Source organism: Sphingobacterium sp. UBA3519 (genome assembly GCF_002377215.1).
GTDB classification, from domain to species: Bacteria; Bacteroidota; Bacteroidia; order Sphingobacteriales; family Sphingobacteriaceae; genus Sphingobacterium; species Sphingobacterium multivorum.
Map to the genome: position 1 here is coordinate 38,979 of NZ_DFPI01000001.1, position 23,691 is coordinate 62,669.

Annotated in this window: 21 protein-coding genes and 2 tRNA genes; 14 read left to right on the forward strand and 9 right to left on the reverse strand. The window is 38.4% G+C overall.

The genetic code is table 11. The annotated features are described in order from the left end of the window. Positions 1 to 36 precede the first annotated feature (36 nt). Positions 37 to 1,611: a F0F1 ATP synthase subunit alpha gene (gene atpA / locus B3297_RS00170; protein ID WP_070563151.1), complete on the forward strand. Its 1,575-nt coding sequence runs from the start codon at positions 37 to 39 to the stop codon at positions 1,609 to 1,611. Positions 1,612 to 1,688: 77 nt separating this feature from the next. Further along, complete coding sequence (gene atpG, locus B3297_RS00175) at positions 1,689 to 2,588, forward strand: ATP synthase F1 subunit gamma (RefSeq protein ID WP_070563149.1); 900 nt, start codon at positions 1,689 to 1,691, stop codon at positions 2,586 to 2,588. A gap of 70 nt (positions 2,589 to 2,658) precedes the next feature. Here atpG and B3297_RS00180 read toward each other — a convergent pair whose 3' ends face one another. After that, positions 2,659 to 3,705, reverse strand: a complete 1,047-nt coding sequence (locus B3297_RS00180) for a 3-oxoacyl-ACP synthase III family protein (RefSeq protein WP_070563148.1) — start codon at positions 3,703 to 3,705, stop codon at positions 2,659 to 2,661. 78 nt (positions 3,706 to 3,783) lie between these two features. Between B3297_RS00180 and B3297_RS00185 the strand changes: the two genes are divergently transcribed. From B3297_RS00185 to B3297_RS00195, 3 genes are all read left to right on the forward strand, one after another. After that, positions 3,784 to 4,065 carry an ATP-dependent Clp protease adaptor ClpS gene (locus B3297_RS00185; RefSeq protein ID WP_046671971.1) on the forward strand — a complete coding sequence of 94 codons (282 nt, stop codon included), beginning with the start codon at positions 3,784 to 3,786 and terminating at the stop codon, positions 4,063 to 4,065. A 99-nt stretch (positions 4,066 to 4,164) separates the two neighbouring features. Then, on the forward strand, positions 4,165 to 6,606 hold the full coding sequence (locus tag B3297_RS00190; RefSeq protein ID WP_204990851.1) for a TonB-dependent receptor domain-containing protein: 2,442 nt from the start codon (positions 4,165 to 4,167) through the stop codon (positions 6,604 to 6,606). Positions 6,607 to 6,673: 67 nt separating this feature from the next. Next, complete coding sequence (locus B3297_RS00195) at positions 6,674 to 7,483, forward strand: 3-keto-disaccharide hydrolase (protein WP_083295832.1); 810 nt, start codon at positions 6,674 to 6,676, stop codon at positions 7,481 to 7,483. Between the two features lie 32 nt (positions 7,484 to 7,515). Here the strand turns inward: B3297_RS00195 and B3297_RS00200 are convergent, their stop codons facing one another. Further along, positions 7,516 to 8,220 (reverse strand): YjjG family noncanonical pyrimidine nucleotidase, encoded by a 705-nt coding sequence (locus tag B3297_RS00200; protein WP_070563144.1) that lies wholly within the window; start codon positions 8,218 to 8,220, stop codon positions 7,516 to 7,518. A 213-nt stretch (positions 8,221 to 8,433) separates the two neighbouring features. Between B3297_RS00200 and B3297_RS00205 the strand changes: the two genes are divergently transcribed. From B3297_RS00205 to B3297_RS00230, 6 genes are all read left to right on the forward strand, one after another. Next, a complete protein-coding gene (locus tag B3297_RS00205; protein WP_070563141.1) occupies positions 8,434 to 9,309 on the forward strand; it encodes a sensor histidine kinase in 876 nt (291 codons plus the stop codon). Continuing rightward, positions 9,299 to 10,006 (forward strand): response regulator transcription factor, encoded by a 708-nt coding sequence (locus tag B3297_RS00210; protein WP_070563139.1) that lies wholly within the window; start codon positions 9,299 to 9,301, stop codon positions 10,004 to 10,006. The genes B3297_RS00205 and B3297_RS00210 overlap by 11 nt, the downstream gene beginning before the upstream one ends. Before the next feature lie 10 nt (positions 10,007 to 10,016). After that, the gene (locus tag B3297_RS00215) at positions 10,017 to 10,535 is read left to right on the forward strand and encodes a hypothetical protein (RefSeq protein ID WP_236560284.1); all 519 of its coding nucleotides are present in this window, start codon (positions 10,017 to 10,019) and stop codon (positions 10,533 to 10,535) included. Then, positions 10,535 to 11,572: a uroporphyrinogen decarboxylase gene (gene hemE / locus B3297_RS00220; protein ID WP_070563136.1), complete on the forward strand. Its 1,038-nt coding sequence runs from the start codon at positions 10,535 to 10,537 to the stop codon at positions 11,570 to 11,572. The genes B3297_RS00215 and hemE overlap by 1 nt, the downstream gene beginning before the upstream one ends. 171 nt (positions 11,573 to 11,743) lie before the next feature. Beyond that, on the forward strand, positions 11,744 to 12,283 hold the full coding sequence (locus B3297_RS00225; RefSeq protein WP_070563133.1) for a CopD family protein: 540 nt from the start codon (positions 11,744 to 11,746) through the stop codon (positions 12,281 to 12,283). 76 nt (positions 12,284 to 12,359) lie between these two features. Beyond that, on the forward strand, positions 12,360 to 13,253 hold the full coding sequence (locus tag B3297_RS00230) for a DUF4476 domain-containing protein (RefSeq protein WP_070563131.1): 894 nt from the start codon (positions 12,360 to 12,362) through the stop codon (positions 13,251 to 13,253). A 21-nt stretch (positions 13,254 to 13,274) separates the two neighbouring features. On the opposite strand, the gene B3297_RS00235 is transcribed toward B3297_RS00230, so the two are convergent. The 5 genes from B3297_RS00235 to B3297_RS00250 all read right to left on the reverse strand — a co-directional run bounded on the left by B3297_RS00235 (position 13,275) and on the right by B3297_RS00250 (position 18,573). Beyond that, positions 13,275 to 14,708 carry an NAD-dependent succinate-semialdehyde dehydrogenase gene (locus B3297_RS00235; protein WP_070563128.1) on the reverse strand — a complete coding sequence of 478 codons (1,434 nt, stop codon included), beginning with the start codon at positions 14,706 to 14,708 and terminating at the stop codon, positions 13,275 to 13,277. 77 nt (positions 14,709 to 14,785) lie between these two features. Then, complete coding sequence (locus B3297_RS24770) at positions 14,786 to 15,181, reverse strand: thiol-disulfide oxidoreductase DCC family protein (protein WP_070563123.1); 396 nt, start codon at positions 15,179 to 15,181, stop codon at positions 14,786 to 14,788. 141 nt (positions 15,182 to 15,322) lie between these two features. Next, the gene (locus tag B3297_RS00240; protein ID WP_070563122.1) at positions 15,323 to 16,537 is read right to left on the reverse strand and encodes a bifunctional 3,4-dihydroxy-2-butanone-4-phosphate synthase/GTP cyclohydrolase II; all 1,215 of its coding nucleotides are present in this window, start codon (positions 16,535 to 16,537) and stop codon (positions 15,323 to 15,325) included. Between the two features lie 71 nt (positions 16,538 to 16,608). Further along, positions 16,609 to 18,093 carry an LptF/LptG family permease gene (locus B3297_RS00245; protein ID WP_070563119.1) on the reverse strand — a complete coding sequence of 495 codons (1,485 nt, stop codon included), beginning with the start codon at positions 18,091 to 18,093 and terminating at the stop codon, positions 16,609 to 16,611. Positions 18,094 to 18,195: 102 nt separating this feature from the next. Continuing rightward, positions 18,196 to 18,573, reverse strand: coding sequence for an START-like domain-containing protein (locus B3297_RS00250; RefSeq protein ID WP_070563117.1), 378 nt, complete (start codon positions 18,571 to 18,573; stop codon positions 18,196 to 18,198). A gap of 66 nt (positions 18,574 to 18,639) precedes the next feature. On the opposite strand from B3297_RS00250, the gene B3297_RS00255 reads away from it, so the two are divergent. The 3 genes from B3297_RS00255 to B3297_RS00265 all read left to right on the forward strand — a co-directional run bounded on the left by B3297_RS00255 (position 18,640) and on the right by B3297_RS00265 (position 21,132). Beyond that, a tRNA-Met gene (locus tag B3297_RS00255) sits at positions 18,640 to 18,713 on the forward strand. 293 nt (positions 18,714 to 19,006) lie between these two features. After that, positions 19,007 to 19,080, forward strand: a tRNA-Met gene (locus tag B3297_RS00260). Positions 19,081 to 19,215: 135 nt separating this feature from the next. Further along, on the forward strand, positions 19,216 to 21,132 hold the full coding sequence (locus B3297_RS00265) for a peptide-N-glycosidase F-related protein (protein WP_286776897.1): 1,917 nt from the start codon (positions 19,216 to 19,218) through the stop codon (positions 21,130 to 21,132). Positions 21,133 to 21,226: 94 nt separating this feature from the next. On the opposite strand, the gene B3297_RS00270 is transcribed toward B3297_RS00265, so the two are convergent. Both B3297_RS00270 and B3297_RS00275 read right to left on the reverse strand, forming a co-directional pair. Further along, entirely contained in the window at positions 21,227 to 22,906 is a 1,680-nt protein-coding gene (locus tag B3297_RS00270) for a hypothetical protein (protein WP_159333395.1), read from the reverse strand. Position 22,907: 1 nt separating this feature from the next. Continuing rightward, positions 22,908 to 23,684: an ABC transporter ATP-binding protein gene (locus B3297_RS00275; RefSeq protein ID WP_070563110.1), complete on the reverse strand. Its 777-nt coding sequence runs from the start codon at positions 23,682 to 23,684 to the stop codon at positions 22,908 to 22,910. Positions 23,685 to 23,691: the final 7 nt, after the last annotated feature.

A 23,691-nucleotide genomic window follows, 5' to 3' on the forward strand; every position in this document is an offset into this window, starting at 1 on the left:
GTAAAATAAATCAAAAAACCCCTTATAATAATTAAAATGATAGAGGTAAGACCAGATGAAGTTTCGGCAATTCTAAGAGAGCAATTGTCGGGCTTTAAATCAGAAGCCGAACTAGAGGAAGTGGGTACCGTACTTGCTGTAGGTGACGGTATTGCTCGTATTTACGGCTTAACTAAAGTTCAGTCCGGTGAGTTGGTTGAATTTGATAACGGATTACAAGGTATTGTATTAAACTTAGAAGAAGACAACGTTGGTGTTGTACTTTTAGGTCCTTCGGATGAGATCAAAGAAGGAGATACTATTAAACGTACCAACCGTATTGCATCCATCAAAGTTGGTGAAGGCTTGTTGGGACGTGTTGTAAATACTTTAGGTCAACCAATCGATGGTAAAGGACCTATTCAAGGTGATTTGTATGAAATGCCTATCGAGCGTAAAGCTCCGGGTGTTATCTACCGTCAACCGGTAACTGAACCATTACAAACAGGTATTAAAGCGATCGATGCAATGATTCCAGTAGGTCGTGGTCAACGTGAGTTGGTTATTGGTGACCGTCAGACAGGTAAAACAGCTGTTTGTATCGATACAATCTTGAACCAAAAAGAATTCTATGATGCAGGAGAACCTGTATTTTGTATCTACGTTGCCGTAGGTCAAAAGAATTCTACAGTTGCGAATATCGTGCGTACATTGGAGGAAAGAGGTGCTATGGCTTATACAGTAGTTGTGGCTGCATCTGCTGCTGATCCAGCTCCACTTCAGTTTTATGCACCAATGTCAGGTGCTGCTATCGGTGAGTTTTTCCGTGATACAGGTCGTCCAGCATTGATCGTTTATGATGATTTGTCTAAGCAAGCTGTAGCTTACCGTGAGGTTTCTTTATTGTTACGTCGTCCACCGGGCCGCGAAGCATACCCAGGTGACGTATTTTATCTACACAGTCGTTTGTTGGAGCGTGCAGCGAAAATCAACTCTTCAGATGATATCGCGCGCAACATGAATGATCTACCTGAATCGATCAAACACTTGGTCAAAGGCGGTGGCTCATTAACTGCCCTTCCGATCATTGAAACCCAAGCTGGTGACGTTTCTGCATATATCCCAACCAACGTAATTTCAATTACAGACGGTCAGATTTTCTTGGAGTCTAACTTGTTTAACGCAGGTATTCGTCCAGCGATCAACGTAGGTATCTCTGTATCTCGTGTAGGTGGTAATGCGCAGATCAAACCGATGAAAAAGGTATCTGGTACATTAAAGTTAGATCAAGCTCAGTACCGTGAATTGGAAGCTTTTGCGAAATTCGGTTCTGATCTAGATGCTGCTACTAAATCTGTCTTAGATAAAGGTGTTCGTAACGTTGAGATCTTGAAACAAGGTCAATATTCTCCAGTTTCTGTAGAGAAACAAGTTGCGATTATTTATATCGGAACTAAAGGTTTATTGCGTAATGTTCCTGTAAATAAAGTGAGAGAATTTGAAGAAGAATTCTTGACTCAATTGGAACAACGTCATCCAGAAGTATTGTCAGCTTTCAAAGCTAATAAGTTCTCCGATGAATTAACTGCAGTGTTAGAAACAGTAGCTAAGGATTTAGCATCAAAATATTAATAGTAATGAGTATTTGGTATTGAGTCTATTGACTAGGCTCAATACTCAATACTAGGTACTTAATACTTAAAACAAATATGGCAAATTTAAAAGAAGTAAGAAACCGGATTACCTCGGTATCATCAACACAGCAGATCACGAAAGCTATGAAAATGGTTTCGGCTGCTAAATTGAAGCGCGCTACTAACGCTATCTTACAATTGCGCCCATATGCGAATAAACTAAGAGATATTTTGGCGGATGTTTCTGCGAGTGTTGAGGGAAGTAACTCTCCTTTTACAGTGGATCGCGAGCCAAATAAGGTATTAATCGTTGTTGTTTCTTCTAATAGAGGTTTGGCTGGAGCATTCAACGCAAATGTTATCAAAACGACTAATAACTTGATCTTTAACAAATATGCTGAGCAACATGCTAAGGGCAATTTGAGTATCATTGGTATTGGTAAAAAGGGTTATGACTTCTACTCGAAACGTAACTTCAATGTGGTAGCTAATCACTCTGATTTGTTTTCTGATTTAAATTTTGGTTCTGTATCTGTGGTGACTGAATTTATCATGGAGCAATTCAAAGAAGGTAATTTTGATCGTGTTGAAGTGGTTTATAATCAGTTCAAAAATGCTGCAGTTCAAGAGTTGACTGCAGAACAGATTTTACCATTATTACCTGCGGAAGAAAACAAACAACATACGCATAAAGCAAAAATAGAAGCTGAGGTGGATTATATCATCGAGCCTTCCAAAGAGAAGATTATCGAGGAATTGATTCCTAAAGCAATCAAGATTCAATTATACAAAGCTGTTTTAGACTCGAATGCTTCTGAGCATGGAGCACGTATGACGGCAATGGATAAAGCTACAGAGAATGCCGGTGACTTAATCAAATCACTGAAGCTATCTTACAACCAGGCACGTCAAGCTGCAATTACAACAGAATTGACGGAGATCGTATCTGGTGCAGCGGCATTATCAAACGGATAATCCTTTATTTGGAAATATATAAAAAAGGTGATAATCGAAAGATTATCACCTTTTTTATATATGCTATTTTTTACCATCGAATTAAGGCTGAACCCCACGTAAATCCTGCTCCAAAAGCTGCCAAACATACGAGATCACCGTCTTTAATCTTTCCTTCTTCCCAAGCCTCGCATAGTGCTATCGGTACAGAGGCTGCAGTGGTATTACCATATTTCTGAATATTGTTGAATACCTGATCCTCCCTTAATCCAAGTGTTTTCTGTACAAATTGCGAAATGCGAAGATTGGCCTGATGTGGAATTAATAAATCGATATCATTAGTTTTTAAATTATTTTTTGCTAGTGCTTCATGAATAACCTCAGGGAATTTGACAACAGCTTTTTTGAAGACGGCCTGTCCATCCATATTTGGAAACGCAGTCCCATCTTCGAGCATCTCCTTGGTCATCAATAATCCTCCCAATTCTTGGTCCGGCCAATCGGGCATTTTATCCAGCCAAATTCCACTGGATGCACCGGGATAATACATAGCTAGCTTTTCGGCATCGTCTCCGTCTGAATGTAAGTGCGTGCTCAGGATTCCTTTGCCGTTTTCGGCTGTGGGTTGCACAACCACTGCTCCGGCACCATCGCCGAAAATAACAGAAACGGCTCGTCCTCTCGTAGAAAAGTCAAGTGCAAAAGAGTGTTTCTCCGAACCAACCACTAGCACATTTTTGTACATCCCTGTTTTGACAAATTGATCGGCAATAGAAAGTGCATATATAAAACCTGAACATTGGTTTCTAATATCCAGCGCCCCGACCTCCTTCATCTTCATTTCCCGTTGCAGTAGAACGGCGCAGCCCGGGAAATAATAATCTGGCGATAAGGTGGCAAAGATGATGAAGTCGACATCTTCAGGTGTAATATGGGCTCGTTCGATGGCAATTTTAGCGGCTTCGACCCCCATAGTGGTGGTGGTTTCGCCTATTCGGTCTGCATATCTACGTTCTTTAATGCCAGTTCGTTCTTGAATCCATTCGTCACTGGTATCCATAAAGCGTGTTAGGTCATTATTGGTATATACATTTTTTGGAACGTAATAGCCAATTCCTGCAATTTTTGACTGTAACATAATAAATTCCTCTAATTGATTGTATTCTTCCCTTTTATATTATCGTTAATTTAGAAAAAAATATTCTATTTTTGCAGCATGGGTACCCAAACTGCTGAAGAAACCTTTACGTTAGAAGAGATATTAGCCTCTGTGAAAGAGTCTAATCGACTCATTTTGTGGAATGATGAAACCAATACGTTTGAACATGTGATTCATTGTCTCATCTATCATTTACAATATACCGAGAAGCAAGCTGAGAAGATTGCCTGGAAAGTACACACTGAGGGGAAATGTGCTGTATTGGAAGGCACCTATACGGAGATGGAAATCTATCGTAAAATTCTGAAAGCCGAGGGATTGACTGTTTCTGTGGAGTAATTTACTATTCTTTTGTTACCGTAATAATATGGTTACGCTTCAATTTTGTCTATAAGTTTTAGTTTTCTTTGCACTATAACTTATAAACTAAGCTGAAGCATGTTTTTTTACGCTAAATCGTTTAAATCTTTCTTATTTGTATTCTTTTTACCTGTTGTCCTTTTTGCTCAAACAGGTCAAATCAAAGCTATTTTAGTTGATAGCGAAACCTCTAAACCTATTTCATCGGCTAGTGTCGCGCTCTTGGACGCCCATAGTAACGTTCTTGTTAAGGGGGGACAGTCTGTATCCCAAGGATTCCTTTTGTTGTCTGATATTAAACCTGGTAAATATATTGTCCGTATCACTTATGTTGGCTACGAAACACAAACTATAGATAGTATAGCGGTCTTAGGGGGTAAAAGTAAGGACTTAGGTCGAATTGCTTTGAAACCTACGGGTAATATGTTGAATGAAGTTGTTATTGAAGGACGAGCTCCAGCCATGCAGATTGGTATAGACCGTAAAATCTTCAATGTAGGTGAGAGTTTGGTCAGCGCGGGTGGAACAGCGACTGATGTGCTTGCTAATGTTCCCACTTTGCAAGTTGATCAGGATGGATCGGTCAGTTTGCGTGGATCAAGTAGTGTGAAGATTTTAATCGACGGCCGGGAGTCTGCTTTAGCAGGAAATGATGTAACTTCTTTGCTTCAGAGTCTACCTGCCAATTCAATTGAAAAAGTTGAAGTCATCACAAATCCATCCTCTAAATATGATGCAGAGGGCCAAACTGGGATTATCAATATTGTTTTAAAGAAAAATATTCGAACAGGGCTGAACGGATCGATAAATACATCCGCTGGTTCTTATGATAATTATATGGCTGGTATAACATTGAATTATCGTGATCGGAAATTCAATTACTTCGGATCCTATAACTTCAATAAACGAAACATGTTGGGAAGTGGGAAAACGGACAACACGTTTTTTGGTGATAGCACGCGTAATTATAGCGAATCCGAATCGTCAAGAAAGGGCAATAGCCATACGGTAAAAGCTGGGTTTGATTATAATATGTCAGATCGAACTTCATTGAGTTTTTCGGGTAATTTAAGTATACGTGATAACAAGCGAATAGAGGACTTGAATTATGAGTTCTTCAAGCAATCGCAGATGACAGGAACGAGTGTTCGAAATTCAACGCAATTTGAGGACGATCTGGGTTATGAATTAAATGCTGATTTTAAACATCAATTTAAGCGAGAAGGAGAGGAGTTGACGGGGAATGCAAGTTATGGAAGAGACAAGGAAGATGGTACAAATGATTTTTCTCAAAATTATACCGATGGACGGAAGGCCACTTCACGGAAGAATGTTACGTCTGAGGATGGCAAGAATATCAACCTTCAATTAGATTATGTTTTACCTTTCTCTGAAGTAAGCAAATTTGAGGCGGGTTACCGTTCTCAAATCAGAAAGTCATTTGATACCCAGTTTTCCAGATCACTCGATTCTATAGGTAACTATGTGCCAGATTATAGAATCAGCAACGATTTTGATTTCACGAGTACAGTCCATGCGATCTATGCGAATTATCAAAATAAATTAACGGATAAAATTGGCTATCAAATCGGACTACGTGGAGAACAATTTGAGCTGAAGTCTACCTATTTCTCCAAGGATCCAGCTGCTGTGGAAACGGAATCCAATGCTAAACAGAAATTTTTCAGGTTATATCCAACACTGTTTTTAACCTACGATGTTGGTGAAAATGGGGATAAAGTTCAATTTAGCTACTCGCGCCGTGTTCAACGGGCTCGTGGTTGGCAAGTTAACCCATTTTTAAACGTATCCGATGATTTAAATTATCGTCAGGGAAATCCGAATCTGAAACCGGAAGATGTGCACAGTTTGGAAATGAGCTTTGCCAAAACCTTTGGTAAAGTAAACCTCATATCTTCGGCTTATTTCAATCACGCAAGTGAGGTTATTCAGCCATTTGTTTACAAGATAGAGGATGGAAGAACATACAGTAGATGGGAGAATATGACCAGTCGTAATCTTTCGGGTTTTGAGTTTATTTCAAAGATCAACGCAACGAAGGATTTTGACTTTACATTTAATCTCAATTTGATCCACATTCAGTATAATGCAAACCCGGACTATGATATTAAAGAACGAAATGATTTCGCTTATAATGCTAATCTGACCGCTAATTATCGTTTTACGCCAACATTTTCTGCACAAGTGCGCGGCGAGTATAATTCTTCCCGTGTAATGGCTCAGGGACAGATGAATGCAATGAAAGGTATGGATCTGGCCTTGAAAAAAGATGTGTTTAAGAAGAAAGCTTCAATTATGTTGAATGTTAGAGATGTATTTAATTCGCGGAAAATGAATGGTGTGACAGAAACCTCTCAACTTATATCCAATTTTGAGCACCGTTGGATGAAGCGGATGGTAACTTTATCACTTTCCTATCGGTTTGGTAGCCAAGATTTAAACAAATCAAAGAAGAAAGAGTCAAATACAAATGAAATGGGCGGTGGAGAGGAATATTAAAAAATATTCCTCTTTATACACTCAAATGCTTAAATTTAATTTTAAAACAAACCTAAAACTAAAAAGAATGAAGTTATTAAAAACAGTTCTTGCGGTATCGGTGATTGCTTTTTCAGCACATCTTAATACTGCCGTAGCGCAAGCAAAAAAAGAGGTTCCTGCTTACAAAATCTTAGATTTACCTCGTGTAGATATCAAGAAATTTAAAAAGAATAAAGCTGGAGCCTATGTTATTTTTGATGGTACTTCGCTGGAAGGCTGGAGAGGATATGATAAGACCGTAGTCCCGAAAAGATGGGTAATTAATGAGGGGGCGATCAAATTTGATAGCCAAGCTAATGTTGGTAAAGAAGAAGGCGGAGATTTGGTCTTTGCTCATGATTTTAAGAATTTCGAATTGGAGATGGAATGGAAAGTTGCTAAAGGAGCAAATTCGGGTATCTTCTTTTTAGCGAAGGAAGTGGAAGGACAGCCGATTTATATCTCGTCTCCAGAATGCCAGGTCCTGGACAATGAAAACCATCCTGATGCTAAAATGGGGGTAGATGGAAACCGTAAATCGACTTCATTGTACGATATGATTCCTGCCAAGCCGCAGAATGGTAAACCGTATGGCGAGTGGAATAAGGTTAAGATCAGAGTAAACAATGGCAAGGTCGAGCATTTTCAAAATGGTGTAAAGGTTGTTGAATATACATTATGGGATAAGTCGTGGATTGATTTATTGCAAAAAAGTAAATTCAGTGAAGAAAAATGGCCTTTGGCTTTTGAATTGTTGAGCCATGTTGGTGGCGATAGCAAATCAGGGCTTATCGGTCTTCAGGATCATGGAAATGATGTCTGGTTTAAGAATATTACCGTTAAGGTTCTAAAATAGAAAAAGCAGCTTTAAGCTGCTTTTTCTATTTGCTATAGTATCGATTGTAACTCTTTTAAGTCGATAATCATATGTGATACATCGTCCGGTTTTTCAATAACATTTGGGTTAAAGAAAATGGCATCCATGCCTACATTTACGGCTCCACGGATGTCGGCATCCAGGTTATCTCCAATCATCAGTGATTGCTGCGCCCGAGCTTGAGCAGTCGTCATAGCGAACTCAAATATTCGGGGGTCCGGTTTATTCACGCCGATGACTTCCGAAATAAAAATATGTTTGAAATATTTGCTGAGGTTGCTCTTTTCCAGTTTGGTCTCACAGGCCTCTTTAAAACCATTCGATATCAGGTGAAGATTGTATCTGTCACCCAAATAAGCCAAGGTTTCATGTGCATGTGGAAACAGATTTGTTTTTTTGGGACAGATAGCGAGGTATTCCAGTTCGAATTCTTCAGGAAACAACTCCGGATCGACACCGAGCTCAGTAAAGGTGTCGGCAAAGCGTGCTTTCCTGAGTTCTGGTTTTGATATCTTTCCGTGATGATAGAGCCCCCAAAGGCGATGATTGTTAACCGTATAAGTTTCTATAAAACGAGTGGATGACTCTTGATTGAACAAGTGATCAAACTTGTATTTAAAATATAACTCGTGCAGACTTTCTTCGGCATTTTTATCAAAATCCCATATGGTATGATCCAGGTCGAAGAAAATGTCTTTTTTCTCGTGATTAAACATATACAAAATTAAAACAAATTAATTTTAAATTCCAGGTCAGTTGGGTTAGCTAGTGATGAAATTAAAGGTCACTTTTAGCGCTATCGGGTCTCCGATGGTTTATATGAGTCTGTTTGGTGATTTTAGTCTTATTGCGAATCGGTTAATTTTCTTCTTTGTGTCATAATCCTCCGGATATTTCCAAATACATAGGTGAATACCTATTTTTGTCACATGAAGAAAGCGCTGTTACTCTTTTATTTTCTATTGTTCTATGCGGTTATGCAACTGATATGGTGGGGGGTGATGTTTATTCGTTTTGATCCGAGTAAAAAGAACATGATCATAGGGGAGGGAATATTCTTCTTGATTATTTTCTTGTGGGGTGCATGGCGATTGAAGCGACTGGTTGAAAGGGAGCAGAAACTGTTGCAGCAACAGCAGAACTTTCTTTTGGCTATCACACATGAACTTAAATCGCCGTTGGCTTCTGTCAAATTGTATATTCAAACGATTTTGAGACGTGATCTTGACAAGGAGCAACAACAAACGTTCTTGAGAAATTCGCTGAAGGATATCGAGCGTTTGGATGATCTGGTTGAAAATGTATTGATGACAACCAAGTTGGACAGCCGTAACTACAGTATGCCGAAAGAGGATTTTAATTTTACTGCTTTGGTAGAACAGGTTGTGGATAGACTTCAAAAGAATTCCTGTAGTTCGCAAGTCTTGAAACCTTATTTGGAGTCGGATATCATTATTCATGCTGATAAGTTTGCGATTAGTAATGTGGTTACTAATCTGATAGAAAATGCCATTAAGTATTCACCGGCATGTGCTATGGTGGATGTGAAATTATATACGGAGAATAATAAAATAATTTTTTCTGTTGCTGACCATGGTATCGGTATCAGTGATGAAGAGAAAAAACTTATCTTTAATAAGTTTTATCGCGTGGGAAGTGAGGCAACACGAAAAACCAAAGGTACAGGTTTGGGGTTATATATCGTGAAAACCGTATTGCAGAAGCACGACGCGACCATAAAAGTTAAAGATAACACTCCTAAAGGGAGTATTTTTGAAGTAACATTTGAAAGAAATGCAAAGTAAACAAAGAATATTACTTGTCGAAGATGAAGAACACTTGTTAGAAGCTATCAAGTTGAATCTCGAAATGGAAGGTTACCGTGTTACTACGGCTACCGATGGAAAAAAAGCACTAAAAGTCTTCAAGGAGGAACGTTTCAACTTGGTGGTTTTGGATGTGATGATTCCCGAAATAGATGGATTCCAAGTAGCTGAAACTATTCGACTGCAAAACACTGAAGTTCCTATCATGTTTTTAACTGCGAAAAATAGCAGTGAGGATCGAATTACGGGTCTTAAGAAAGGGGCGGATGATTATTTGGTAAAACCTTTCAACTTAGAAGAATTGATCCTTCGCGTTGGAAATTTGGTGCGTCGTGGCATGAAACCGGATGATTTGAAAGAACTAAATTCTTATCAAATCGGTGATAAAACGATCTATTTTAATTCGTATGAGCTACATCATGCGGATGGCACGATCACTTCTTTGACAAAGAAGGAGACTATGCTGTTGAAACTGTTGATTGAACGACGTAATGAGGCAGTATCACGGGAACAAATATTGGAGACCGTATGGAATTACGATGTTTATCCATCTACGCGTACCATCGACAATTTTATCTTAACCTTCCGAAAATATTTCGAACCAGATCAAAAGCATCCGATTTATTTCCATTCTATCAGAGGTGTTGGTTATAAGTTTACCGACAATAACGCATAGGTAGAAAGAGATGATGACAATCAAGGCTAGAATAGCCGTTATTTTTATTGCTGCATTATTTTTAGGCTATGGCTTATACCAGGGGCATTATCAAACTGCTGTGCTGATAGCGGGTGGAATAGGCTACTTGATTTGGAGTCATTTTAGAGAAGGGTCCGTTTTTTTGGCAACGCAGGCTTTTCATAGACAAGATTATGAAAAGGCAAAAAACTTACTTGCTGAGATAAAGAATCCGGATGCACTTCGTAAAGGCAGGCGCAATTTCTATGAATTTATGATGGGAAACATTGCGCTTAAAGAGGAACGCGTCGATGAGGCTGAATATCATTTTCAGCTAGCTTCGCGTCTGCCTTGGAAAAAAGATAATGAAAAGGGTATGGTTATGATTAATCTAGCAAATATCGCGCTGCGAAAGTTGGATTATGAAAGAGCTAGAGCTTATACAGATGTTGCCAATAAACTACATCTGACGGCTAGGCAGAACAGCATTATTACAAAAATAGAAAACGAAATTTCAAAACATTTATAGTGAGTACTACTTTACAAAACGACTTATTGATTAGAGCTGCGTTCTCGCAGCAAACGGAAAGACCTCCTGTGTGGATGATGCGTCAAGCTGGACGCTTTATGAAGGAATATTGGGATATCAAGAATAAATATTCCTTTTTGGAGATGTGCAAAACACCAGAAATTGCTGCGGATGTCACTATGCTCCCAGTAGATTTGCTAGGCATTGATGCCGCTATTTTATTTTCTGATATTTTAGTTACAGCTGAAGCTATGGGAGGGGATCTGTCCTTTGAGCAAGGTGTCGGTCCTCGTTTTTCTAATCCTGTTCGCTCTGTAAAGGATGCTGAAGCTTTGTCTACCAACTGTTTGGATAAATTGCAGTATGTTGCTGATGCAATCAAGGTCATTCAACAACGTCTTGACAGCCGCATCCCTTTGATTGGTTTTGCGGGCGCACCATTTACAATTTTAAGTTATTTGGTTGAAGGTGGATCTTCAAAAGATTTTAAGTTAACGAAGTTGATGTTGAACAATCAGCCTGAGTTAGCACATCTGATCCTTCAAAAGATTGCAGATGTAACGGTTGAATATCTTAACATGCAGATTGCAGCCGGAGTAAATGCAATTCAATTATTTGATAGCTGGGCCTTGGCCTTATCTTGGAATGATTATCGTGATTTTTCGCATTATTATAATAAGCAGATTATTGCGAAGTTGAACCGTAAGGATATTCCAGTCATTTCCTTTTGCAAAGGATCTTCTGTTTTTGCACCAATGATGGTCGAAGCGCAACCTGATGTTGTTTCTATCGATTGGAATGCAGATTTAAAAAATATTAAACAATCTCTGCCGCAGGGTATTGCTGTTCAAGGGAATTTGGATCCATTTGTTTTGTATGCAGATAAACCTGTTATCAAAAAGAAGATTATCGAACTATTTGAGCGCATGAGAGGTGAAAATGGTTTTATTTTCAATTTGGGTCATGGTATTATGCCGGATATTCCTTTTGATAATGTAAAATATGCCATTGAGGTTGTAAAGGAATTTAGCTATTAGTTTGCTATCCACTTCAACAACAAAAACGACTTGCCTCTGGCAGGTCGTTTTTGTTGTTACATGCTACAATCTCGTGTTTTTGATAGTGTTCTTTTGTATAATGGATGTAAGATTTGTGCAATTGATGTTTGGACGTATTGATTGCTCTTAACTTTTCTTATTTTTGTACCTATGGTCTATTTATATGCAAAAGCAGTTCATATTATCTTTGTGATTTGTTGGATGTCAGGTCTGTTCTATATGCCTCGACTCTTTATATATCATACAGAAGCTAAGGACAAGAGTCAGGAAGCATTTGATGTTTTGCATAAAGAATTCAGTAAGATGGAAAAATTACTGTGGTGGGTAATTACTACTCCTGCGATGTACATCACAGTCTTTTCTGCACTAGTTATGTTATGGTATTCTCCTGGCTTATTATCCATGGGGTGGATGCATGTAAAACTGACATTCGTTCTGGGAATGATAATTTATCATTTTACCTGCCAGAAGATTATGTTCAAATTAAGCCGTCAAGAATCCAAATTAACCTCAACAAAACTCCGTTTGTTTAATGAGGTCGCGACAGTTTTATTATTTGCGATTGTTTTTACTGTTGTCTTAAAGTCAGCCCTGAATTGGATATTTGGTGTTTTGGGGCTCTTAATTTTATCCATCGCTTTAATGATGGCCGTAAAACTTTATAAGAAGTACCGGAACAAGAAAGCATAACAAAATGTTAAATTCGTCTGGTTTCTTAATCCTTTTTTATGCTGTGTAGTCGAAAGATTATAAATTGAATCGGATTATGTACAGGAAAATTTTGGTGACGGTCTCGTTGCTTATTGTCGCAACGGCTGGGTTCGCGCAGCGATACAGACCTTTTGGAGGAGCATTAAATATCTATTCTACTGATGTTCCATTTTTTCTTTATATCAACAACGTTTTGTATAACAATAGAGCTTCCACGGATATCAGGGTCCCCAATTTGACGAGTCGTCGTTATGATCTGCGTATTGTGTTTGCTGATAGGCAGCAACGAACGTTGAACGGTAGCGGCGTGCAACTTGTCAATAGAAATGGACAATATATGAATGTTGTATTTTCTGTCAGTAGCAGACGTGGAAATAGGGGGATTATCTTGGAGTCCATGAATCCTGTTGATCGGTATAACAACGGTAATTATCGTGAGGATTTACCTTATACTAACCGGGACGGATATCGCAATGAACAAGGTAATGATCGATACAGACAATCAGAAGATCGTGACGATTTGCCAGACAATAATCGTGAAGGATATAACAAAGGATGGAATAATGATCGATATAGGCAATCAGGAGACGATAAGGTTTATCGCGACGGTGTAGCGAATCAAAGAGGATATGCTGAAAATGAAGATAATGATCAGTCTGATAACGGAGTAATGAATAAGACGAATTCTAATCGATTGAACGATCTATTGAATCAGAAGGAAAACGATCAGGATAGGCTTGCTGTAGCTGCTCAGGAATTAAAAAGTATGCGCCTAAGTGTTACTGAAATTGTTGATTTAATGGAACTTTTTATACGAGATGATAATAAACTGGCTTTTGCCAAATATGCTTATCCGACCTGTGTGGATAAACAGCATTATGAGAGAGTAGGGGATGCCTTATCGTTCAGTTCAACCCGGGAGAAGCTAGTGGATTTTTTAAAAAAATAAAAGGAGCATTTTGCTCCTTTTTTATTCACCGCCGAAGCAGATATATTTTAATTCCATATATTCATCCAAACCGTGTTTAGAACCTTCACGACCTACACCAGATTTTTTTACTCCACCAAAAGGAGCTGCTGCATTTGAAATAAGACCTGTGTTAATACCTACCATGCCAGCTTCTAGCTGTTCAGCAACACGAAAACAGCGATTTATATTTGTACTATAGAAATAGGAGGCTAGGCCAAATTCAGTAGCGTTGGCCATTGCTATTCCATCATCTTCTGTTTTGAAACTGAAAAGAGCGCAAATAGGACCAAAAGTCTCCTCGCGGAATATAAGTGCTTCTTTCGGGACGTTGGTCAGGACAGTTGGTTGGAAAAATAGGTCTTTGATGACCTTTCCTCCTGTAGCCAATTCGGCACCATGATTTAACGCGTCTTGCACATGATGCTGCACTTTTTCTAGCCCTTTTGTATTGATTAATGGACCTACCTGGACGCCTTTGTCAAGTCCATTGCCAACTTTCAATTTACTGACAGCATGGCTAAGTTTCATCGAAAACTCATCATAGACTTCTTCTTGGATTAGAAACCTATTGATGGAAACGCAAGTTTGCCCTGAGTTTCTAAATTTTCCGGCAATAGCTCCTTCGACTGCAGCATCAATATCCGCATCGTTAAAAACCAAAAAAGGAGCATTACCACCAAGCTCCATAGACACTTTTTTAATGTTAGAGGCTGATTGTTCTATGAGTGTTTTTCCGACTTCGGTTGAGCCTGTGAAAGATAGTTTTCGTATGAGGTTGTTCGTAGCGAGTTCTTTGCCGATACCAGCACTATCTTTTCCAGTAATCACATTAAAAACGCCTTTTGGAATCCCAGCATCTTCAGCCAGTTTAGCCAAAGCTATAGCAGAAAATGGTGTTTGAGATGCCGGTTTTAGCACAATGGTACAACCAGATACCAAAGCTGGAGCAACCTTTCGGGTGATCATCGCTAAGGGGAAATTCCAGGGTGTAATTGCAGCAACAACTCCGACCCCTTGCCTAATTGTAAGCATTCTAGTTCCTTTTTTTTGAGAAGGTATCGTCTCACCATAGGCCCTTTTTCCTTCTTCTGAAAACCATTCTACGAAGGAACTACCGTAGTCAACCTCTACCCTCGATTCGCTAAGGGGTTTGCCACTTTCTAAGGTCATGATTTCCGCTAGATCGTCTTTATATTGCTGAATAAGATCGTACCACTTTCGGACGGTGTTGCATCGTTCCAGTACAGTTGTGTTTTTCCAGCTTTTCCACGCCTTGTCAGCATCAATTATGGCTTTAGTACAGTCAGCTACTTTTAGATCTGGCAACGAAGCAATAACTTTCCCTGTTGCAGGATTTACCACATCAAAGGTGTGTTTTGACTTGATAAATTTCCCATTGATATAGGCACTGTCAATTAAAAGTGTATTTTTCATCGATGTAAATTTAATTGTCACAAGTATAATTAGAAGATTTCTGAACTAAACTTCACTTCAATATGATCGTTGTTTGTTCAAATGAATCTCTCTCGCTCAGATTTTGACGGTATTGTGCAAAACTCATTTTTTCCAAACCATCGATAGCGATTTTTAGCAAAATAATCATAGAGCGCATCTCTCCATTTGAGTGGTAAAATCTTCAGTAAATAACATGTCATGTATGGGAAGCCCAATTGCTTACAAATCTTTAAAACAGCTTCACTTTTGAGATAGATACCGGTTGGAGATAGGAAAACAATGGAGTCAGTATTTTTGGGAATATTTGTTAGTGTGGTCCGGGCAAATTCAGACTGCAAAGAACTAAATAAGAATTTCTTTCTGCGATCTATTCTTAATAATAGTTGAACAAAGCGATTACAGATCAAGCAATCACCATCGAAAAAGATGATATATCTCCCTTGTTGTTCCATATTATAAAGTTACTTCTATTTATTGAAAGTACTGCCACAACAAGATCATAAAAGGGAGAGATTTTATCATTAACCGAGTTTAGTCCTCTATGTAAAAAAGGCGGTGTTTCTATTGGAAACACCGCCTTTTTTAATTCCTTTTTATAGGTTTTTCATGATTGTATGTCCCATACGATCCCTTTTGGTTTTTAAGTACTCTTCGTTAAAGGGATTTGCAGTTATTTCAATAGGTACATTTTCTATAATTTCAAGACCATAACCTACTAGGCCAGCACGTTTTGTCGGATTATTTGACATAAGACGCATTTTTGTGACACCAAGATTTCGAAGAATCTGTGCTCCGACACCATAGTCTCTTAAATCTGCTTTAAATCCTAATTGTACATTGGCATCTACCGTGTCCAAGCCATTTTCTTGTAACTTGTAAGCATGTAGCTTATTGATCAGTCCAATACCGCGACCTTCTTGATTCATATAGACAATAACACCTTTCCCCTCTTGCTGGATCATTTCCATTGCTTTGTGCAATTGAGGACCACAGTCACAACGGCAAGAACCAAAAATATCACCCGTAACACAAGAGCTGTGCACCCGCACCAAAATAGGCTCATCTTCATTCCACTCGCCTTTGTAAAGCGCTAAATGTTGTTCGCCAGTGTCTTTTTGTGTAAAGGCTTTCATCTTAAAATCACCAAATTGCGTTGGCATATTAACAGTGACTTCTTCATTGATTAAAGAATCGTGCTTAAGACGGTATTCAATTAGATCTTCAATACTAACGATCTTTAAATCAAATTTTTTAGCAACCTCTATTAGTTCTGGAAGTCTGGCCATTTCACCATCTTCTTTTAGAATCTCAACCAATACACCTGCTGGTTCAAATCCTGCTAATCGAGCCAGGTCAACGGTAGCTTCAGTGTGTCCTGTGCGACGTAATACGCCACCATCTTTTGCTATTAGCGGGAAAATATGTCCTGGTCTACCTAATTCTTCATAATGAATATTAGGATCAATCATTGCTTTAATTGTTTTCGAGCGGTCTGACGCAGAAATTCCGGTTGTACAACCGTATCCCTGTAAGTCAATGGAAACTGTAAAGTTTGTTTCATATACTGCTGTATTCTGTCCCACCATTAGATCCAGATGTAATGCATCTGCTCTTTCTTTTGTAATTGGGGCACACACTAGTCCACGACCATGAGTCGCCATAAAGTTGATGATTTCGGGAGTTGCATTGCGGGCAGCTGTGACAAAGTCTCCTTCATTTTCGCGATCTTCGTCATCCACGACGATTACTACTTTTCCTGCTTGTATATCAGCGATCGCTTCTTCGATCGTGTTTAATTTGAAATCCATTTATTGATATATTGTAATTGGTACAAAGTTAGTGTAGAATCTAAATTTATTTATAATAGCGTTGTCACAATCTAATGTGATTCTTTCAATTTATTCTTTTTTGCAAGCTTTTCCTTAATCCATTTCCAAGCGGCTTCTACTTTTAATTTATATTGATCAATATCAAATAACGCGGAATCTGTCGTTGACTTGTATGTTAGAAAAGCGGCCAATGGTGTTAAGACAATAATGGCCATCCACATGCCAACGGCTGATGATATGGCACCATCTTTAGCTGTTTTTTCTGCTACTGTAGAGATAATGTGATAGATCAGAAAGAAAATGATGGCCATCACCACAGGAAGACCAAGTCCACCTTTTCTGATAATGGCTCCTAGTGGAGCTCCAATTGCAAATAGTAAGAGACAGGAGACAGCTAGGGTAAACTTGCGATGCCATTCAATACGATAACGGATATCTTTCGATTTGTAATCTTTAAATTCAAGTGTGCGGCCGTTTAGATCTTCCTTTAAATAATTCAACTGGTTCAGCGCATTCATAGTGATTTGTGCTCGTTGTTCTTGTGGAACGAGATCGGTAAGCAAATTTTTAAAAGGTTTGATCTTAGCCTCTTTGACCTTTGGCTGTCCGGGTTGATTCACACTAAAATATTTCGAATAGATATTATATCGGGTGTCTAATGTACGGACGATTGCCTTTCCCATGCTGTCTATTTTGATATGATTGGAATCGATGTACATGTCTAACTGTTTCAGGTTTAACATGGCATGGTGGCTCTTGAAGAGGTTTTCGTCAGTTTTACCCTGTTGAAAACTTCCCATATCAAACTTTTGCTCTGTTTCCTTAAACTTAAACCGCGTAAATTGCTGGCGTGGATCGTAGGTCTTGGAGTTTTTAGTCCGTGCTTCCTCGTAGCGGATACCATCCTTAAGTTTAAGGATCATATAATTGTTGTCAGGAGAGTTATAGATATACCCTTCTTTGGCCATAAGTACATTATTGGCTGTATTACCGCCACGATGATCATAGATCATCAAGTCATAGAGAATTGTTCCCGCTTTGTTTTTTCCTCTAGCGCGGATTGAGTAACCTGGAATGGTGTTGTTAAAGATTCCGGGTTTGATGAGGAAATCTGCCTTTTTATTACGTACATCAGTAAGTAGCGTACCCATTTTTAGGTTCACTACGGGGAGAATATAATCGGAGAACAGAAAAGAACTTGTTGCGAAAATTGCAACGAGTATAAATAGCGGGGTCATTGCTTTACGTAAAGATACGCCTGCAGCCTTGATTGCAACTAATTCATAGCTTTCACCCAGATTTCCGAAAGTCATAATGGAGGAAAGGAGCATGGATAAAGGCATTGCCATTTGGATTTGAACAACGCATTGATATCCAATTAGCTCCATGATGGTATACCATTCAAATCCTTTTCCAATCAAATCATCAATGTACTTGAATAGGAAAAGCATCAATAAGACAAACATCACAATAAAGAATGTGACAATAAATGGTTTTATGAAAGCTTGAAGAATAAGTAAATGAACCTTTTTCATCCGTGACGCAAAGCAAATTGATGCCTTTACATTAAGGCATCTCCCAACTAAGAAGCTCCTGCTGGAGCCCCTAGTGGAAATATATTGCAAAGATAGGCTTTTTTATGCACCTATAACACTTTGAAGATAGACTATTGAATTTTTCCAAATTAACTTTCTATTTTCAAGGTCTTCTTCTTTAGCGTAATCTGTTATCTTAAGAGCAACATCATTCGTTAGCTCGTCTTGATCGATCTCCAGATCGAAATAATAGGGATCATCATCTAGCCATTTAAAGCGTACAGATTTATTTTCTTTTGATGCTACAATTTTTGCTCGGTGAGGTTCATCATCCCAAATGAAAGTATAAACGGTGTCTTTATAGTTTACATCATCTGCAAACCATTGCGCCAATTCGTTTGGTTCTTGCAAATACGGAAATAAAATTCTAGGTGAAGAGTTGATGATATATTCTAGTTGGAATTTTATTTTATCTGCCATAAAAATGTTTTTTTAAATTTTAGTTTGTTTAAATCAAAAATAAGCTATATTTGCATTCCCAAAAATGGCGGGGTAGCTCAGATGGTTAGAGCGTTGGATTCATAACCCAAAGGTCGGCAGTTCGATTCTGCTCCCCGCTACAAATCTCTTCCAAAATTGCTTTTTATTGCATCAACTTATTATTTGTAATAATACATATTTATTTTGTTATTGCAAGTTTTTTTGTAAAAAGTTGCTCCCGTTTTTTAATAAACATGTTGTTTTTTGGGCTGTCAATTTTTTTAAGTTCATTTTCTATTTTTCAATGCTAAATTTATTGAGTTAAAAATGAGTTTGTTGTGTTTAATACAAGTTTTAAATAGGCCAGAATCAGTAAAAAAATAAAAAAATCTTTTGAATTGACATACGAAGTGGTATATTTGCATACCGAAACGGCGGGGTAGCTCAGATGGTTAGAGCGTTGGATTCATAACCCAAAGGTCGGCAGTTCGATTCTGCTCCCCGCTACTAAAAGCATCAATCTTAACAAGATTGATGCTTTTTTTATGATTGCATGTATTTCCTTTTTATCGCATTTCCTTTTTTTCGCTGCTGGCAAGATTACATCTATCTTTGTATTGTTTTATGGATAATATTTAAATAATGAATATAAGACCTATACTAACCCTATTTTGCTTTTTTATCTGCCATCATGTTTTTGCACAACAAGGCACAAAAAGCCACGTCGTTACACATCAACGGAAAACCATTCTATGTGATGCACAGAAAGGCGAGAATTCTTACCCGGCTTGGGGAGTATTTCCAAAAGAAAATTATCCTATACGAAAGGTTACTATGTTTGTTACGCTGGGGAGCCCGGATAGTTTGCGCACGGCGCATTGGGACTATTTGGATCACATCGTATTACGTCGTAAAGGAGGGAAAAATGGACCAGCACTAAATTATGAATTAGGAAGAATGCTTACGCCATATGGTAGTATTTACAATAAGGGATGGAGTTGGAAGTGGCAGGTCGATGTAACTGATTTTGCTCCTTTCTTAAGGGATAGCGTGGAAATTGTCTATACTCATTCTGGTTTTGAGGACAAGACTGTGGGATGGGCACTTACCGTAGATTTTGAAATTTTATCAGGTCCACCAGTTGTTACCCCATTGGGAATAACAACGCTGTGGAATAAAGCCTATAAATATGGGGATGTCAACGAAAAGATAGCAGAAAATCTACTGCCAATAACATATACCTCGAGTGCGGGAGCAGCATTGAGCCGAATACGCATTCAGCATACAGGGCATGGTATGGATAAACCACGTGGCTGTAGCGAATTCTGTAGCCGGTGGCGCGAACTAACCTTCGATGGAAAGACTGTGGACAAACGTGATATGTGGAAGAAATGTGGGGGTAATCCACTTTATCCACAAGGCGGGACCTGGGTACATGACCGCGCATATTGGTGTCCTGGAGATTTACAGCAGCCTGATTTTATTGATGTATTTACTAAAGTTGGTACCCATCAAATTGCCTTACAGATGGAACATTATACAGCGACTGATAATGTGCAGGCTGTCGAAAATATATCCGCTTACTTGTTTCAATATTCTGCCCCTAAGCAAAAAGTTGATGTTGCCGTTGAGTCAATAATGGTTTCAAGTGATGAACAGCGTTTTTCTCGATTAAATCCGGCGAGTGTTGGCCCAAGGATCTCTTTCAGAAATTTAGGTGCTGAGCCGATTCGTACCCTAGAAATTGTTTATGGCACGAAGGGATTCCCTGCCAGAACTTTTCATTGGAAAGGTAATCTTTCTTTTAATCAGGTTGCAGAAGTTATACTGCCTGGAGAAATACAAGAAAGAGATCAGGAGAATGTATTTACGGTATCACTTCTAAAACCGAATGGCAAGTCGGATGCGTGGCCTATAGACAATAAGGCGGAAAGCGTCTTTACCGCGCTGCAGCTATTTCCCACTGATTTTGTTTTGGAGTTTATGACCAATAATAAACCGGCGGATAATCGTATATTTCTAATTAATGCAAAGCAGGATACGGTCTTTCGCAAAAATGGCGCCCAACTGGCTGCGGCAACGATGTATAGAGATACTTTACACCTTAATGATGGAAACCACTCACTCTCTTTGGCCGATACCGCAGGTAACGGACTGCAGTTTTGGGCACAACCTGAAAATGGTGATGGCCATTTACGAATCTTCGATTTGAAAGGAAACCTTATTCATGCTTTTGAAAGCGATTGTGGAAATGGCGAAATGTTTAGTTTCCATGCTAAACGTGGATTTGAGACGGGTCTAAGTTCAACGCAATATGCCTTCTCGCTTTATCCAAGGTCGGTTGTGGATAAGACTCAACTAAGCGTAGTCTCCAATGAACCGAGTGAGATGACTGTGCTTTTTATGGTTGATGGCGTTTTGTGGCAAAAACACGAATACAAATCCATTCAACAGGCTGTGCTGAATTATGATGTGAGTCATTTACCATCAGGAAGAATAATCGTAGAAGTTTTGATGGATGGTATTAGCCAGTTTAAAGGACGAATAAATAAAAGATAACCGGATAAAGAAAAGCGTGAAGATATTTTGTGCTTAGATTTTGAAGAATTTGATAAAAAAAGCTCCATTATGGAGCTTTTTTTCATCTGTTTAATCAATTGTCGTCGTAAGCTAAGCCTTTCCAGTCTTCTCGCTGTAAGTACTTCAGCATTAAAAAGAAGATGAACCATGCAAGTCCAGCTAAGATCCAAATTAGTGTTTCATAGTGGAAAATGGTTTTATGTAAGTATCCCAAAATACCCAATAGACCTAATATCAGTAGATTAGTTATTGCTTTTGAATTGGATTGACTAGCCTTCGAAAACGGATAGCTTTTGACAATAAAAAGCATAATCAGAATACTTTCGATACCGCCAATAGCGGAAGATAATAGCAGATCATTAATAGAACTGAGACCAAATAGTGGTACACAGATAGAAAGAAACAGAATGTTGAACGGTAAAACATATTTGATAAGACATGCTTTAAGAACTCCAGTCATCAGTTGTCCTGGTTTTTGTATGGGAGTCACATGGTAGACCCAGGCCGCTTTATATTTATTACTTTGCGTAATAAGCTGGAAAACGGTTAGTATGGTTAATAACGAAAGATAAAACATAATTATATACAAGCCTGAATCACGAAGCTTCGCTATTTTGCCAGCTATTGGGAGATCATCTCCTGTACGTAGAAATAAAAAAACGAAATAAATAGGTAGATAAGCCAACGAAGGGTATAGCTGTTGCTTAAATTCTCTCGTTTTAGAACTTATCAGCCATACAATGCTAAATCCTGCCTCTTCAACCGGGGATGAGCAAACCTTCGAGGAAATTCTTTTATATAAAGGTAATTGGGATGGATTATTTCGAGTTAATTGTGAAGCTTCATCAGGAAGGCTATCGGCGGTTGCAAGTGCAGCTATTTTCGCATTAAATCCACGTGAAAATAGCTTAGTACAAGCGTAAATACCAGCAAGAGGAGTTAGTATTCCTAATGTTGATAAGACGACCATATGTACACTGTGGCTGCCAAAGAGTAATGGTTGAAATGATGCAATCCAGGTACTTGGGAATATCCAAAGAAATCTGAGCTGTTCCATCGTTAAATGAGATTCTACAATAGATTGAATCAAATTAGGGCCAACATAATAGGATAGGAAAAGAACTAGCGAGAGACCGATCTGTATATAAGTAATTACATCTTTAAACTTTTGTATGGGGAGATATTTGATGCTAATCAGATAAAATCCGTTGACAAATATCAGCGCGATCAATGTGCTTAGTATAAGCTGCAGACATAGAAGAAGGACGGAGACGATATCCCAATTGAAAGATACATAAATAAGCACAGGTAAGGTTAACGCAATTACTTGATTAAAAAGCTTGATTGCAATAAAAGTTATTCGGGAAATAGCTAAAGTCTTATCATTAACTGGTCTGGGCATAATGATATACTGATCCCGAGTATCTAATAGTATGGGCGAAAAATCGGACACCAGTGTAATACTTAACATGCTAATGAAACTGAGTAGCATGATCGAAATGGCTAAGTACCTATCTGGAATCGACAAAATAATGACCATGAATATCAGGCCAAAGATGAGATACAATAAGAATTGTAAAATCGATGACGACGAAGATGATTTTCCCGAGCTACGTTTGCGAAAGCTAATAGGCTTTCGATTATCTAGGATTATTTTGGTTTCTAAGATGATTTTAAACTGTTCATAATTGATACCTAAGCCTTTCCAAACCCCACGAAAAAGAAGGATAAATTTTAAGATAAATTTTTCCATGTTATTGAATTGCTGTAATGATATTGGAAGCGTCCAATGCGCTGCTGCCCGTATTGGTTAATTTAGCAAATATATGCTCCAATGATTCGTTAGGATCTGTTTTTAGTTCCTCAATCGTACCATCCGCAATGATGCTCCCCTGGTTTATCAGTAAGATCCGATCAGATACTTTTTCAACAACGTCCATCATATGTGAACAATAGAAAATTGTTTTCCCTTCTTTTGCAAGTAATGAGATAAGTTCTTTAACAAAGATAACAGCATTAGCATCGAGTCCAGATAATGGTTCATCCAGCACGATAATTTGTGGGTTATGAATAATTCCTGAAATTAAAAGTACTTTTTGACGCATTCCTTTGGAGAAGGTATCCATCCTATTATTTACATTAGATTCAAGGCCAAACGCCGCTAACAGTTTTAAGGAACGTTCCTGAATGACCTTATCTTCCATTCCATAGAGTTTACCTACAAAATCCAGGTATTCCATGGGAGTCAGTACATCATATAATTCTGCGTTTTCGGGAACATATCCCAATAATGCTTTTACTGCAAGTGGATCTTTTTGAATATTGATGCCATTAATTTCTACAGTGCCTGTGAAGTCCTCGATAAGTCCTGTTAATATTTTAACAGTTGTGGATTTGCCGGCACCATTTGGGCCAATATATCCGATAACTTGACCTGGGAATATGTCGAGGTTGATTCCTTTCAATATTTCTTTTTCTCCGTATGACTTTTTTAGGTCAACAATCCGGATGAGAGGTAATATACTTTCCATATCATTA